Source organism: Cellvibrio japonicus Ueda107 (genome assembly GCF_000019225.1).
Taxonomy (GTDB): domain Bacteria; phylum Pseudomonadota; class Gammaproteobacteria; order Pseudomonadales; family Cellvibrionaceae; genus Cellvibrio; species Cellvibrio japonicus.
Window position 1 is genome coordinate 1716716 of sequence record NC_010995.1, and the last position, 14433, is coordinate 1731148.

Annotated in this window: 15 protein-coding genes; 10 read left to right on the forward strand and 5 right to left on the reverse strand. The window is 50.9% G+C overall.

Annotation, left to right across the window (positions count from 1 at the left end; translation table 11 throughout):
- Position 1: 1 nt before the first annotated feature.
- The 6 genes from hisS to CJA_RS07260 all read left to right on the forward strand — a co-directional run bounded on the left by hisS (position 2) and on the right by CJA_RS07260 (position 6582).
- Positions 2-1273: a histidine--tRNA ligase gene (gene hisS / locus CJA_RS07235; RefSeq protein ID WP_012487112.1), complete on the forward strand. Its 1272-nt coding sequence runs from the start codon at positions 2-4 to the stop codon at positions 1271-1273.
- A gap of 65 nt (positions 1274-1338) precedes the next feature.
- On the forward strand, positions 1339-2040 hold the full coding sequence (locus CJA_RS07240) for a YfgM family protein (protein ID WP_012487113.1): 702 nt from the start codon (positions 1339-1341) through the stop codon (positions 2038-2040).
- A complete protein-coding gene (gene bamB / locus CJA_RS07245; protein ID WP_012487114.1) occupies positions 2037-3266 on the forward strand; it encodes an outer membrane protein assembly factor BamB in 1230 nt (409 codons plus the stop codon). The genes CJA_RS07240 and bamB overlap by 4 nt, the downstream gene beginning before the upstream one ends.
- 125 nt (positions 3267-3391) lie before the next feature.
- A complete protein-coding gene (der, locus tag CJA_RS07250) occupies positions 3392-4792 on the forward strand; it encodes a ribosome biogenesis GTPase Der (protein ID WP_012487115.1) in 1401 nt (466 codons plus the stop codon).
- A 108-nt stretch (positions 4793-4900) separates the two neighbouring features.
- Positions 4901-6103, forward strand: coding sequence for a fused response regulator/phosphatase (locus CJA_RS07255; RefSeq protein ID WP_041552092.1), 1203 nt, complete (start codon positions 4901-4903; stop codon positions 6101-6103).
- Positions 6100-6582, forward strand: a complete 483-nt coding sequence (locus CJA_RS07260; RefSeq protein WP_012487117.1) for an STAS domain-containing protein — start codon at positions 6100-6102, stop codon at positions 6580-6582. Before CJA_RS07255 ends, CJA_RS07260 begins: the two co-directional genes overlap by 4 nt.
- Positions 6583-6624: 42 nt before the next feature.
- On the opposite strand, the gene CJA_RS07265 is transcribed toward CJA_RS07260, so the two are convergent.
- From CJA_RS07265 to dusA, 3 genes are all read right to left on the reverse strand, one after another.
- Positions 6625-7083, reverse strand: coding sequence for a tellurite resistance TerB family protein (locus tag CJA_RS07265; RefSeq protein ID WP_012487118.1), 459 nt, complete (start codon positions 7081-7083; stop codon positions 6625-6627).
- Entirely contained in the window at positions 7073-8029 is a 957-nt protein-coding gene (gene tal / locus CJA_RS07270; protein ID WP_012487119.1) for a transaldolase, read from the reverse strand. The genes CJA_RS07265 and tal overlap by 11 nt, the downstream gene beginning before the upstream one ends.
- Positions 8030-8197: 168 nt before the next feature.
- On the reverse strand, positions 8198-9223 hold the full coding sequence (gene dusA / locus CJA_RS07275; protein WP_012487120.1) for a tRNA dihydrouridine(20/20a) synthase DusA: 1026 nt from the start codon (positions 9221-9223) through the stop codon (positions 8198-8200).
- A 137-nt stretch (positions 9224-9360) separates the two neighbouring features.
- Between dusA and moaC the strand changes: the two genes are divergently transcribed.
- Genes moaC through moaE form a run of 3 tightly spaced genes read left to right on the forward strand, consistent with a single transcriptional unit; the run spans position 9361 to position 10555 of the window.
- Complete coding sequence (moaC, locus tag CJA_RS07280; protein WP_012487121.1) at positions 9361-9852, forward strand: cyclic pyranopterin monophosphate synthase MoaC; 492 nt, start codon at positions 9361-9363, stop codon at positions 9850-9852.
- Complete coding sequence (gene moaD, locus CJA_RS07285) at positions 9849-10097, forward strand: molybdopterin converting factor subunit 1 (protein WP_012487122.1); 249 nt, start codon at positions 9849-9851, stop codon at positions 10095-10097. Before moaC ends, moaD begins: the two co-directional genes overlap by 4 nt.
- A 2-nt stretch (positions 10098-10099) precedes the next feature.
- A complete protein-coding gene (moaE, locus tag CJA_RS07290) occupies positions 10100-10555 on the forward strand; it encodes a molybdopterin synthase catalytic subunit MoaE (protein WP_012487123.1) in 456 nt (151 codons plus the stop codon).
- A gap of 45 nt (positions 10556-10600) precedes the next feature.
- On the opposite strand, the gene fucP is transcribed toward moaE, so the two are convergent.
- A complete protein-coding gene (fucP, locus tag CJA_RS07295; protein WP_012487124.1) occupies positions 10601-11917 on the reverse strand; it encodes an L-fucose:H+ symporter permease in 1317 nt (438 codons plus the stop codon).
- Positions 11918-12165: 248 nt separating this feature from the next.
- On the opposite strand from fucP, the gene CJA_RS07300 reads away from it, so the two are divergent.
- The gene (locus CJA_RS07300) at positions 12166-13272 is read left to right on the forward strand and encodes a LacI family DNA-binding transcriptional regulator (protein ID WP_012487125.1); all 1107 of its coding nucleotides are present in this window, start codon (positions 12166-12168) and stop codon (positions 13270-13272) included.
- A gap of 57 nt (positions 13273-13329) precedes the next feature.
- On the opposite strand, the gene glk is transcribed toward CJA_RS07300, so the two are convergent.
- A complete protein-coding gene (gene glk / locus CJA_RS07305; RefSeq protein WP_012487126.1) occupies positions 13330-14328 on the reverse strand; it encodes a glucokinase in 999 nt (332 codons plus the stop codon).
- Between the last annotated feature and the right edge of the window lie 105 nt (positions 14329-14433).

The window sequence follows — 14433 nt, forward strand, 5'->3', positions numbered from 1 at the left end:
ATTGAAAAAGATTCAAGCAATTCGCGGCATGAACGACCTTCTGCCAGCTGACTCACCGCTTTGGCAATATGTTGAAGCGGTGGTGACGGATATTCTGGCACGTTATGGTTACCAGGAAATCCGTTTTCCGATTGTCGAAGCAACAGAGTTATTCAAGCGTTCTATCGGTGAAGTTACCGATATCGTTGAGAAAGAAATGTATACTTTCGAGGATCGCAATGGCGACAGCCTGACCCTGCGCCCGGAAGGGACTGCCTGTTGTGTGCGCGCCTGTGAGGAAAACGGCCTGCTTTATAATCAAACACAGCGCCTGTGGTACATGGGGCCTATGTTTCGCCACGAGCGCCCGCAAAAGGGGCGCTATCGCCAGTTCCACCAGATCGGTGTAGAGACCTTTGGTATCCAGGGCCCGGATATTGATGCGGAAGTCCTGTTGTTGAGTGCACGTATCCTGCGTGAATTGGGTGTGGGTGATGCAGTGCAACTGCAAATTAATTCACTGGGTAGTGCAGAGGCTCGCTCAGCCTATAAGGACGCGCTGGTTTCCTACCTGAACCAGGTAGCTGAACAATTGGATGAGGATAGCAAGCGTCGTTTAGGCACTAACCCCTTGCGTATTCTCGATTCCAAAGACACTTCAACCCAGGCATTACTCAATAATGCGCCTGTGTTGCTGGACTATCTGGATGAAGAATCCCACGCCCATTTTGAGGGGTTGAAGCAACTGTTGGATGCTGCAGGTATTGCTTATCAGGTCAATCCGCGGCTCGTGCGCGGTCTGGATTATTATGGTAAAACGGCGTTCGAGTGGGTGACAGACAAACTGGGTGCCCAGAGTACGGTTTGTGCCGGTGGCCGCTATGATGGGCTGGTGGAGCAACTTGGGGGCAAAGCCACACCTGCTGTCGGTTTCGGTATCGGGCTGGAGCGATTGGTGTTGCTGGTACAAGCGCTGACGGTGGTACCTGAAGGGCTGGATCAGCAGGCAGATGTTTATCTGGTTGCTGTTGGTAATGTACAACAGCAGGCATTCCAATTGGCCGAGCGTATCCGCGACGAATTGCCTTTTGTGCGTTTGTTAGCGCATTGTGGCGGTGGCAATTTCAAAAACCAGCTGAAAAAAGCAGACAAGAGCGGTGCCGATATAGCCCTAATCCTCGGTGAGGATGAAGTGCGTGACGGTAAGGTCGTTGTGAAATTCCTGCGCGATGATGTTGCCCAACAAACATTGTCACAGGAAGACGCCGTAACACTGCTGGCCGGTCTTGAGTAAAACAATAACCTTATCATCATTATTAAACATGGCGCAGAGCGCCGCGATCTAACTAGGAGTCAATTGTGAGCATACACCTGTCAGAAGAAGAACAATTAGAAAACCTCAAACGCTGGTGGAAAGAAAACGGCAAGCTGATTATTGGTGCCGCTGTGATTGCTATTGCCGGCTATTTTGGTGTGACCAGTTGGCAGGATCATCAGCGCCAGAAAGCGGAGCAGGCCTCTGCAAGTTATGAACAATTGATCAAGCTGTTCAACACTGAACCCGGTAAAACCCTGAGTGAAGCGGATCGCGCTACAGTTGTGCATTTGGCCAATGAATTAAAGGCGGGCAGCAGCAGTATGTATGCGTACACCGCCGCATTTTTCCTCGCCAAACTCGCTGTGGAAGATAACAAATTGGATGCAGCTGTGAGTGAACTTAAATGGGTTTTATCTGCCAAACCGGATACCGCAACTGCCGAGATTGCCCGCTTGCGTTTGGCGCGCGTGCTAATTGCGCAGCAATCCTACGATGAGGCCTTAACGCAATTGGCGAGTGAGCCAGCTGCTGCATTTGCTACCGAATACAATGAATTGCGTGGTGATGCGTTGAAATCGCAGGGCAATCTCGATGCGGCACGTACCGCCTATGAAAAAGCACTGGCGGCCACTGACCCACAACAACAAGAGCGTTATATGTTGCTGCAAATGAAAGTGAATGATTTGAAAGTGCCTGAAGCTGCCGCTCCGGCCACTGGCTCTGCCGGGGAGAATGCTCAATGAGGCCATTCCTGGCGATGACCGGCCGCTGGTTGTTGGTAGTAGCGGCGGTAAGCCTGTTCAGTGGTTGTTCCTGGTTTAGTAAAAAAACCGGCAATGAACCTATGGAACTGGTGGATTTTAAGAGCAGTGTCAAACTGGATAAAGTCTGGAGCCGCGGTATTGGCGATGGCCAAAGCGAAGGCTTTACCAGCCTGGTTCCAGCACTTGATGGCGATAAAATCTATGCCGTGGACTATAAGGGCCTGGTCGTAGCCATGAATGCCGAGACGGGTAAAAAACTCTGGTCTCGCCGTATTAACCAACAGCACACAGGGCTGTGGGGGTGGATTAAAAGCTACTTTGTTGCTGAAGACCCCAACTACCAAATTCTGGGTGGCATTGGTGCAGAAAAAGGCTTGTTGCTGGTTGCCACTTATGCCGGGGAGGTCATGGCGCTAAACCCTGAATCGGGTGACGAGTTATGGCGTGTGCAGTTGTCGGGTGAAATTCTGTCCTCACCCCGCACCAATGGCACTGTTGTTGCCGCGCAAACTATCAATGGGAAATTGTTTGGGTTGGATGCCAAAACGGGCAAGCAATTATGGTTCTATGAAAACCCGCCACCCATCCTGACCCTGCGTGGTACGCCTTCACCTATTGTGCTGGATACTGCTATTTATGCAGGGTTTTCGAATGGTCGCTTAATGGCTTTTAATCCGGATAATGGCCTGATTCTCTGGGATCAGCGTATTGCCCTGCCTAAAGGCCGTTCTGAACTGGAACGTATGGTTGATATCCATGCAAGCCCACTGATTGACAGTGGCATCTTGTACGCTGGCAGTTATCAAGGGCGAGTTGTGGCTATGTCCCGGGGTACGGGTAGTCCCATTTGGGCAAAGGATGCATCAACCAGTGAAAGCCTGGCCCTGGCGAATGGCAAATTGTTCATGGCGGATAGTGATGGCAAGGTCATTGCGTTCAATGCCAGCAATGGCGAGGTTCTCTGGACCAATGAGCAGATGTTGCGCCGTCGCCTGAATGGTCCGCAAACATTTGATCAATATGTGGCCGTGGCTGACTTCAAAGGCTATCTGCATATCCTGGATCAGGAAAAGGGTGAATTTGCCGAACGTCTGCGTGTTGACCGCAAAGGGGCACGGGCGCCCATGCTGACAGATGGTTCAACACTCTATGTCTATACCAATCGCGGGAAATTGATTGCTTATCGCGTCAAAGCTGCAAAATAGGATTGTCATTGAATGCTTTCCCAAGCCGCCCGGAGAAACTCCGGGCGGCTTATTTCTTTCATCGTGTGCGCCAATTCACTACAATTCGGCTTTGTGCATTTATATCCCCTCACTGACACTTTTTTATGATCCCAGTTATTGCCCTTGTCGGCCGCCCTAATGTGGGTAAATCCACGCTCTTCAATCGCCTGACCAATTCGCGTGATGCCTTGGTTGCGGACTACCCTGGCCTGACCCGCGATCGTAAATACGGTGAGGCGCGCTTGGAAAACCGCCGCTTTATTGTGATTGATACCGGTGGTATCAGCGGTGAGGAGGAGGGCATTGACAGCGCTATGGCAGGACAATCGCTATTGGCGATACAGGAGGCAGATATTGTCCTCTTTATTGTCGATAGCAGGGTAGGGCTTAACCCGGCTGATGAGTTGATTGCCAGGCATCTGAGGGTTCACAACAAGAAGACCTATGTGGTCGCCAATAAAATCGATGGTATGGATCCGGACATTGCCCTTGCCCCGTTTTATGAGTTGGGTATGGGAGAGGTTCATCCCACAACGGCAACACATGGTCGCGGTGTGCGTTCGCTGATGGAAGACGTGTTAGCTGAATATCCCGAAATCCCTGAAGAGGAGCAACAGGGTGAAGCAACGGGGATAAAAATCGCTATTGTCGGACGCCCCAATGTGGGTAAATCGACCTTGGTTAACCGGCTTCTGGGGGAGGATAGGGTTGTCGTCTATGACCAGCCGGGCACAACCCGTGACAGTATTTATATCAACTACACCCGTTTCGATAAGCCTTATACCCTGATTGATACGGCAGGTGTGCGTCGTCGCAAAAATATTGACCTCGCGGTGGAAAAGTTTTCCATTGTGAAAACCATGCAAGCAATAGCGGACGCCAATGTGGTCATTCTGGTCATGGATGCCAGTGAAGGGATCGTTGAACAGGACCTGCATTTGATGGGGACCGCTATTGAAGCGGGCAGGGCCCTGGTCATTGCCCTGAATAAATGGGATGGCCTGGACGAATCACACAAATACTATGTGAAGAACGAATTGGAGCGCCGCTTGCGCTTTGTGGATTTTGCCAATATTCATTTTATTTCTGCCCTGCATGGTACCGGGGTGGGCAATCTCTATAAATCCATTGAGCAGGCGTATCAGTCAGCCACCGACAGGTTCTCTACGAATTACTTGACCCGTATCCTCCAGGATGCTGTGCGCGAGCATCAGCCTCCCATGATCAATGGGCGTCGTATCAAGCTGCGCTATGCACACCCCGGAGGGCACAATCCGCCGGTGATTATCGTTCACGGTAACCAGACTGATGATGTGCCTGGCCATTATGTTAAATACCTGGAAAAGACCTATCGTCGGGTGCTTGATCTCCACGGCACCCCTATTCGTATTGAGTTCCGCACGACGGATAACCCCTACGAAGCGCGCAAAAAAAGCATGACTCGCCAGCAATTTATCCAAAAGCGTCGGAAGGAAGAACGCGATCGCAACAATCCCCGGCGGTGATTGTGTAAAACAGTGTTTGTCCGGGATGTAAAGCTTGCACCTGGGCAGATGAAGGAGTAGTGTTACGCGCCTGATTGCCTAGCCCTACTAATGCATATGGCCGAACAGATGACGAATCTAGCGGACAGAAAGCTGTTAATCATTGATGACGATGCACTGGTTCGCCAGAGTATCGTTACCTATCTGCGTGACAGCGGCTTTCTGGTAAGTGACACGGGCGATGCCCAAGCCGCCCTGGCACTCCTGCAAGATGCTGATCATTTGCCCCACCTGGTCATCACCGACCTGCGTATGGCCGGTGTAGACGGCCTCCAACTCCTGCAAGAACTCCATGACCTCTATCCCAAATTGCCCGTGATTGTCATATCCGGTGCTGGTGTTATGAGTGACGTTGTGGCTGCTTTGCGACTCTGTGCCAGGGACTATCTGATTAAACCCATCGTGGATTTGGAAGTTCTGGTTCATTCTGTCAATCGCGTGCTGGACCAATGTGAGCTGGAAAGCGAAAACCTGCGCTACCGCGAGCAATTGGAGGCAGCAAACCGTGAACTCAAAGAGAATTTGCGCGCGTTGGAGCGCGATCATATTGCCGGTCGCCGGGTCCAGCGTCGGATGATGCCTTCAGGGATCTCCACCGAAGAGGGCTATGTCGCGGCCCATACTATTGCACCCTCTTTATTCCTCAGCGGCGATTTTGTCGATTACGCCCATATCAAGCGCCGCTACCTGGCTTTTTACCTGGCGGATGTATCCGGGCATGGTGCCTCCTCGGCGTTTGTGACCATCTGGTTGAAATACCTGGTCAGCCGTATGGTGCGGGATGATGGGCTGTTTGGTGACGAAAATTCATTCGAGCAAGGTGCCAACACCATGTTGCAGCAAATTAATCGTGAGCTGCATGAAACCCGCTTGAGTCATCACCTGACGTTTTTTGTTGGGGTGATAGATACATTTACCGGCCAGATGCGCTATGTCGTTGCCGGACATTTACCCATGCCTATTCTGATAACGGATACGGGTGCCCAGTATTTACAGGGTATGGGAAAGCCTGTTGGTATCTTTAAAGATGTAATCTGGTCAACCTATCAGTGCCAATTACCGGAGCGTTTTAGCCTGGTGTGTTTTTCCGATGGGGTCTTGGAGATCTTGTCACCTGAAAGCCTGGAAGAGAAAGAAGCCCAATTGTTATCCATGGTTGCCAGTTCCAGTGGCACTCTGGATTCTGTCTGCAATACTTTAGCGATCAGGGAGATCCGCGATAATCCCGATGATATTGCGGTCTTGGCAATTACCCGAGGTTTGAGTGAATGAAGCCTGGTCAAATTCTGGTAGCTGATCACCAGGGCGTATATGTGATAAAAATGCTGGGTGATGTACGCCTGACTTTTTGTGTGTCCTTCGATCAGTTTATCGATAGCATGTTTAATGACAGTCAGTTTGCTTCCGTGCTGTTTGATTTATCGGAAGCAGAAGCTATTGACAGTACAACCCTGGGCCTAATGGCCAAGATTTCTATCCTTGGGCAAGAGCGACATGGCATAACGCCGATGGTGCTGGCGACTAACCCCGGTATTCAGCGCATACTGCGCACCATGGGATTTGCCGATATTTTTACCATTGTTGACAAACTGGACGCTCCCTTGTTGGCCGAGCGCGCGCTGGTATGTGATAACTGCGATGAGCAACAGGTCAAGGCGCGCGTGCTGGAAGCACACCAGATATTAATGGGAATGAACGCACAGAATGCCGAGGCTTTCCGCAACCTGGTTGATATGTTGCAAAATTCCTGAGTAGACCCCGCTTCTTTTTATCCTTTCCCGATTTTGTGCATCTCAGCGGTGCTGTTCTCGCGCCAGGGTTTTAGCGCGAATAAATTCTGTGTGTGGCACATAAATTAAATCTGCAACTTTGCGGATGGTGTGCTCTTCGTATTTATCCAGATTGCCATCGCTTAAAGCCAACTCCCACATAGCCTTAACCAGGGCAAACTTCTCAGCTGAAGAGCAATATGTATTAACCAGCTGTGTAAACTGATGGAGGGATGCCGCATCGGCAGATTCCTGCTCGGCTGCTTCGATAAGCTCATCAAGTGTTTGGCTGGGTAGGAGGAATTTCTGCTGTAAACTTTGACGCAGTTGCTGGTGCTCTTCAGGGCTGAAATGATGATCAGCCATGGCCACTTCTACCAGCAATGCGGCACAGGCAAGTTGTTTTTGGTGCTGGTCCAAGCCAAGACCGGCGTCACCTGTTTGCAGGTGACGCTCGATAAAACGCGCAAGCTTACTGAGCACGGGATTTCAGCAGGTTCTCGAGATTGATTTGGTCTTTCACGAAACCGCGAATACCTTCGGCCAGCTTTTCGGTAGCCATGGCATCCTGGTTCAGACCAAAACGGAAGCTTGCTTCTGTATCAATCAGCTTGGCAATTGCTTCACCGCGATTATCAGGGGAGAGCACGCGCTTGAGTTCGCCTTTGTCCTGATCCAGCTCCTGCAACAATTGCGGGCTGATTGTCAGGCGATCACATCCTGCCAGGGCTTCGATTTCACCAATATTGCGGAAGCTGGCACCCATCACAACCGTGTTGTAACCGTGTTGTTTGTAATAGTTGTAGATGCGACGAACAGACACGACCCCTGGGTCTTCTTCTGCGGCGTACTCTTTTTTGTTCGTATTGGCTTTGTACCAGTCAAGGATACGACCCACGAATGGCGATATCAGGAATACGCCGGCGTCGGCACAAGCGGCAGCCTGGTTAAAGCCGAACAGCAGGGTCAGGTTACAGTTAATGCCTTCTTTCTCAAGGATCTCTGCCGCGCGAATACCTTCCCACGTGGAAGCCAGTTTGATCAATACGCGCGATTTATCAACACCGCCTTTTTCGTAGAGGCTGATCAGGTGACGCGCTTTGGCAATAGAGGCATTGGTATCAAACGAGAGGCGTGCATCCACTTCGGTTGAAATACGGCCGGGAACCAGCTTGAGGATTTCCAGGCCAATACCAACCGCCAGGTTGTCGCTCGCTGCGCTCAATTGTTCCGCACTGTTGGTGATGGATTTTGCTCCATTGATTGAGGTATCCAGCAATGCCTGGTACTGGGGCATTTGGGCGGCTTTATAGACCAGGGATGGGTTGGTGGTGGCGTCCAGCGGTTTGTACAAACGAATCGCTTCGATGTCGCCGGTATCGGCGACCACATCGGTAAATTGCTTGAGTTGTTCGAGTTTGCTAGTCACTGCAGTAATCCTATCTAAACAATTAAGTGGTTGATGTTACATCAAGTTTTGCCGTCAGATATATTATAGTCTTTATGACTCTTAGCTGGAAGCAACCTTTTTGGATAAGCCCGCTTCGCAACAGACCGAGTAGGTATCTATAGATCAGTGTGCGATCTATAGCGTGCGTTATTCGCACACCGATTGTGCTAATGGTACCTCATTTAGGGCCGCAAGCGCGCGTTCTATCACCTCAATGCCAGCACCGGGTTTATGTGCGTGTTCACTAATGACGCGTCGAAACTGGCGGGCACCTGGCTGCCCCTGGTAAAGGCCAAGAATATGTCGGGTAAGGTGATTCAAGCGGGCGCCCTTGGCCAATTGTTCTTCACAATAGGCAATAAATGCCTGCGTTACCTGGTCGCGACTGATAACGGGACGGCTCTCGCCATAAAGGGTTTGATCAACTTGCGCCAGCAGGTACGGGTTGCTGTAGGCCTCTCTTCCTACCATGACGCCATCCACATGTTCAAGTAGCGCCTGGCTTTGCTCCAGGGTGGTAATACCGCCATTGATAATGATATTGAGATGCGGGAAATCCTGTTTGAGCTGATAGACCTTGTCATATTGCAGCGGGGGGATTTCGCGGTTTTCCTTGGGGCTCAGCCCTTTGAGCCAGGCTTTGCGGGCGTGAACGATAAAGGTATTGCAACCGGTGGCTGCTATGGTGCGCACAAAGGTTTCGAGGCCCTCGTAATCATCCATATCGTCGATGCCAATCCGGTGTTTAACGGTGACGGGAATAGATACCGCCTGTTGCATCGCCGCTATGCACTCCGCGACCAACTGCGGTTCTGCCATCAGGCAGGCACCAATCATGCCGTTTTGCACGCGGTCGCTGGGGCAGCCGCAGTTGAGATTAACTTCATCGTATCCCCAGCCTTCGGCAATGCGGGCACATTCTGCCAGCGCTCTGGGGTCGCTGCCGCCCAATTGCAATGCCAGGGGATGTTCGCAGGCGTTGTAATCGAGAAAGCGTTTGCGATCACCATAGAGCAGGGCACCGGTAGTTACCATCTCACTGTAGAGTACCGCCCGCTGTGTCAGTATCCGCCAGAAGGTTCGGCAGTCCGAGGTCGACCACTCCATCATGGGGGCCAGGGTAAAGCGCCTATCCAGGCGAGGTGAGGGAACTGTGTCAGTCGTGGTGGGCATGCCGGTGCAGGTATTTCAGGAAAATCAGAAAAAATAACCCGGAAAAAATCCAGGTTCATCAAAGCTGGCTTATGATAGCCCCATTCGGCACCTGATGCATGTGCAATCTGGTTGCCATCCTGATTTATGGAGTTGTTATGTCCGATTCTCTCACTCATATCGATGCCAGCGGGCAGGCGAGTATGGTGGATGTATCCACCAAGGCGGTCACTGTACGCGAGGCCTGGGCCCAGGCGTGTGTACGTATGCAGCCTGATACTCTGTTACAGGTTAAATACAATCAACTGCAAAAGGGGGATGTCCTCGCCGTTGCCCGTATTGCAGGGATTCAGGCCGCCAAAAAATGTGCAGACCTGATCCCGCTCTGCCACCCATTGGCTTTAAGTAAGGTCTCGGTGGATTTTGAGCTGGATGAAACCAATAGCACCGTGCTCATTACCAGCTATTGCAAACTCAGCGGACAAACCGGTGTGGAGATGGAAGCACTGACGGCGGCGAGTGTTGCGGCGCTTACCATTTACGATATGTGCAAAGCCGTGGATATGGGAATGGTCATTGAACAGGTGTGTTTGCTGGAAAAGTCCGGAGGGCGTCGCGGCCACTACCGCCGTGGAGACACCGTATCATGATTCGCGTTTTGTTTTTTGCGCAGTTGCGTGAGCAGTTGGGAGTGCATGAACTGGTTCTGGATATTGAGTGCCCCATAACGCTTGAAGCCTTGCGTGAACACTTGGTCAATCAACATGAGACGTGGCGCTCCTGGCTATTCCGGCCCAATGTGTTGGTGGCGATCAATCAGGAATATGCAAGGCTATCCGCTATGGTTGATTCCGGTGATGAAGTTGCTTTTTTCCCTCCGGTAACGGGAGGTTAATCATGGGATTCAGTATTGCTGTACAAGAGGCTGATTTCGATGTGGGGACGGAGTATCAGGCATTAATTGTTGGAGATACCCGGGCCGGTGCCCATGTATTGTTTGTTGGTCGTGTCCGCGATATGAATATGGAATGCCCGGTGCAAGGATTATTTCTGGAGCATTATCCGGGAATGACAGAACAGGTATTGCAGTCGCTGGTTGATGATGCCCGCAAGCGCTGGGAACTATTGGGTGTGCGCCTTATCCACCGTGTTGGGTACTTGCGTCCCGGTGATCAAATTGTATTGGTGGCAACGAGTAGTGCACATCGTGCCCATGCATTTGAAGCAGCCGAGTTTTTAATGGATCTGTTGAAAACAAAAGCACCTTTCTGGAAAAAAGAACACTCATCTGGCGGGGCTGTGTGGCTTGAATCGCGCGCGCAGGATAACGAAGCTGGCAAACGATGGCTATGACAGCCGATTGAAAAGAAGGGGCGCATAAGCGCCCCTTCTGTCTGATCAGAGATGACCGGGTTCTGATGTTGGCACTTTGTGCAGGTTGGCGTATTTCACGCCAAAGTAAAGGATATACACATAGCAAACGGCAGGTAGTAAGAATGACAACTGCAAACCTATGGTATCGGCCAGCGCACCCTGTAATAACGGAATCAAGGCCCCACCGACAATTGCCATACACAATACCCCGGAGCCCTGTCCGGTATATTTGCCCAGGTTGTGCAACGCCAGACTGAAAATCGTCGGGAACATAATAGAGTTGAACAAGCCAACGGCAATAATTGCCCACATAGCCAGCTTACCTTCGGTGAAGGTGGCAGTCAGGACCAGGAGGATGGCGCAGGTGCAGTTAAAGGCCAGGGTCAATCCGGGGCTGACATAGCGCATTACGGCAAAGCCAATAAAGCGTCCGATCATTGCACCGCCCCAGTAATAACTGACTAAATGGGCTGCTTCTGCCTCCTGTAAGCCTGCAATATGTTTCTCGCCGAAAAAATTGATCAGCAGGCTGCCTATGGCGACTTCTGCACCTACGTAGAGGAAAATACCAATTGCCCCCAGGACTAGATGGGTATGTGACAGGGCGGATTCCTTGTTAGAGGCGATATCACCGGTCAAGTCAGGCGTATCATCGTGTTTGATTTTGGGAAGCTTGCAGAAGGCAAAAAAGATAGCCAGTGCAAAGAGGGCGCCAGCCAGGGCCAGGTAAGGGCCTTGCACACTGGAGGCTTCCTTGGTTTTGTATTCAGCAACTTCAGTGGGCGAGAGCAGTGCTAATTGGTCTGCTGTGAGTACCGCACCGCCCAGAATCAATATGCCTCCCAACCAGGGGGCTATGGTGGTTCCCAGGGAATTAAATGCCTGGGTCAGGTTCAAACGGCTGGACGCTGTCTTGGCCGGGCCTAGCACAGTCACGTAAGGATTGGCCGCTACTTGTAAAATCGTAATGCCTGAGGCCAATACAAACAGTGCAAACAGGAAAAGCGCGTAACCACTGGTAGAGGCTGGATAGAAAAGTGCACAGCCTGCGGAAGCAATAACCAACCCGGCAACTGCACTGTTTTGGTAGCCGATTTTTTTAACCAGATATCCGGCGGGTAATGACACGATAAAATAAGCACCGAAAAAGCAAAACTGCACCAGCATTGCCTGGGTATAGCTGAGTGTATAAACGCTTTTCAGGTGAGGGATCAAAACGTCATTCAGTGAGGTTAACAAGCCCCACATAAAAAACAGGATGGTGATAATTACCAGGGGGACGGTATTGTTTGCCTGTCCACTTGCCGAATAGGTCGCTGAAGAGCCTGGAACGCTGGCCATGGAATGTACCTCGTTGTTATAAGAGTGTTTGTCGTTGTGGTCTTTGGTCTGACGCCTTCCTGGATATGGCTGTGACCTGCGTGTGCTTGCCGATTAATGCACGAGGTTGTCTTGGGCCTGGAATGGCGTCGAGCGCGCGGTACTATAATCCAAGCAGATAGGCCTGTCACAGAGTTTATCCAGGTTTTACAATGGTGGCGGACAACTGAACTATTTGATTTGCCTTATGGTATTTATAGAATTAAGTTGTGTCGTTACAAAAAACCAGTAAACACCTGTTCAACCTTGAACACCTGAGAAGCACTGAGAATCCTATGGCAAAAGCAACCATTGATGATGTCGCCGCCCTGGCAGGTGTATCGATCAAAACTGTATCGCGCGTCGTTAATAATGAGCCTAATGTTCGCCCGGTGACACGTGAGAAAGTGGAGGCCGCGATTGCCGCTCTGGATTACCGCCCCAATTTATCCACGCGCAGCCTGGCCGGTAACCGCTCTTACCTGTTAGGCCTGATCTATGGCCAACCGGGGGCGCATTATGTGCTGGATATCCAGGAAGGTGTTTTGGAGGTTTGTCGGCCCCAGGGTTACGAGCTGATTGTCCACCCCGCCAATCATCGCGATCCCGACCTGCTGAAAGAGGTAAGTGAATTGATTCTCGAAAAGCGCGTGGATGGCGTCATGCTGACGCCGCCGCTGTCGGACAATATGGATGTTATCGCTGCCCTGAAAAAAATGAATATCCCCTTTGTCAGGGTGGCACCCACAGAAGATAAAGCCGCCTCTCCCTATGTGGAAACCAATGATGAAGAAGCCTCTTATGACATGACCTGTCAGCTGATTGCCATGGGGCATTCACGGATTGGCTTTATTTGCGGCCATCCGGACCACCGTGCGGTAGCCCTGCGCTTTGATGGATATAAGGCAGCTTTGGTGGAAAACAAATTGCCGCTGAATGATGCGTTGGTGGAAATAGGGGACAATAACTTTGAGTCTGGTGAACGCTGTGGCTCCAAGCTGCTGCAATCCCGTCCCAGGCCAACCGCAATTTTTGCAGCAACGGATGATATGGCGGCGGGTGTGATGATGGCTGCACATCAGTTGGGTATTGAAATTCCCGGTCAGTTGTCTGTCGCTGGTTTTGACGATACTCCGGTCGCGCATCAAATTTGGCCATCCCTGACAACCATTCGCCAGCCAATTCGGCAAATGGCAAGAAAGGCAACGGATTTACTCTTGAAACAATTGAGAGGTAAGGATATCCAGTTGCCTGCCAGCCTGCTCAGTTCCAGTATTATTGTGCGGGATTCGACGGGGCCTTTAACCAAGCCTAACGTAAAAACCGACAAAAAGTAACAGCCATAAAAAATGCACCTTGTGGTGCATTTTTTATGTTTACCATTTTAAAAAGATTCAGTTTTTCAGGGCGGGAGTATTGTGGATTAACCAGGCTGCAGAGCCAACCAGCGCAGCTTTGTCATTCACAATCAGGCGAATGGAAATATCACTGACATAGGTTGCCATAGGACCCTTGTTTTTATAGCGCTCAAAAAAATGAGTGTCATGCAGTATGCTGGCCAGTTTTGGGGTAATGCCTCCGCCGATAACGACACCGCCCTTGGCGCCCCAGGATAAGGCTTTGTCTCCTGCAACCTCGCCCAGGACATCGCAGAAGGTACATACAGCTTCACGGCACAGCGGGTCTTCATTGTTCAGTCCTTTGGTGCTGACATCAGCGGGTGTGTAGGTCTCGGCCTCAATGCCCGCGTTGTATGCCAATGCCCGATAGAGGTTAACCAATCCACCGCCGGACAGGATATTTTCTATGGAAACATGGTTTTGTTCTTTCAGCAGGTAGGACTTGATTCGCATTTCTTTACTGTTTGTCGGGGCGAAACTGGCATGTCCGCCTTCGGTGGGAACGATTCTCCAGTTGTCACCGGAGGGAATCAGTCCGGCCATACCAAAGCCTGTGCCTGGGCCCATAACCACAATGGGGGCATCCGGGTTGGATTTGGCGGCATAAAGGGTGATGAGTTCTGCATCCTGGAGGAAGGGAACGGCATAGGCGAGGGATGCAAAATCATTAATGACATGCAGTGTTTCCATGCCCAGAGTATCGCGCAAGCTATTGATCGAAAACTTCCAATTCAAATTCGTCATGGACGCTTGGCCGTTTTCAATGGGGCCTGCAATGGCCAGGCAGCCGTGGGCTGGTATGGCTATCCCCAGTTCTGCACAACAGGCTTTGATCATAGTGGCCATATCAGAATAATTGGCGCACTTGAGGGTAATTTGTCGTTGAGCTGTATAGTTAATCTTGCCACCCGCTTTTAGCTGGGCTGGATCAAACTCAACAAGACCGAAACGGGCATTGGTACCGCCGATATCTGCAACCAATAACAGGTTCATGAGACTCCTCGTCTTCTTCTAGCAAAGAAGGTTGTGTTGGTAGTGAACTTATAAGAGTGATTTTCGCGGGCGGAGGATAACATACTTGGTACTATAGCCTCAGCT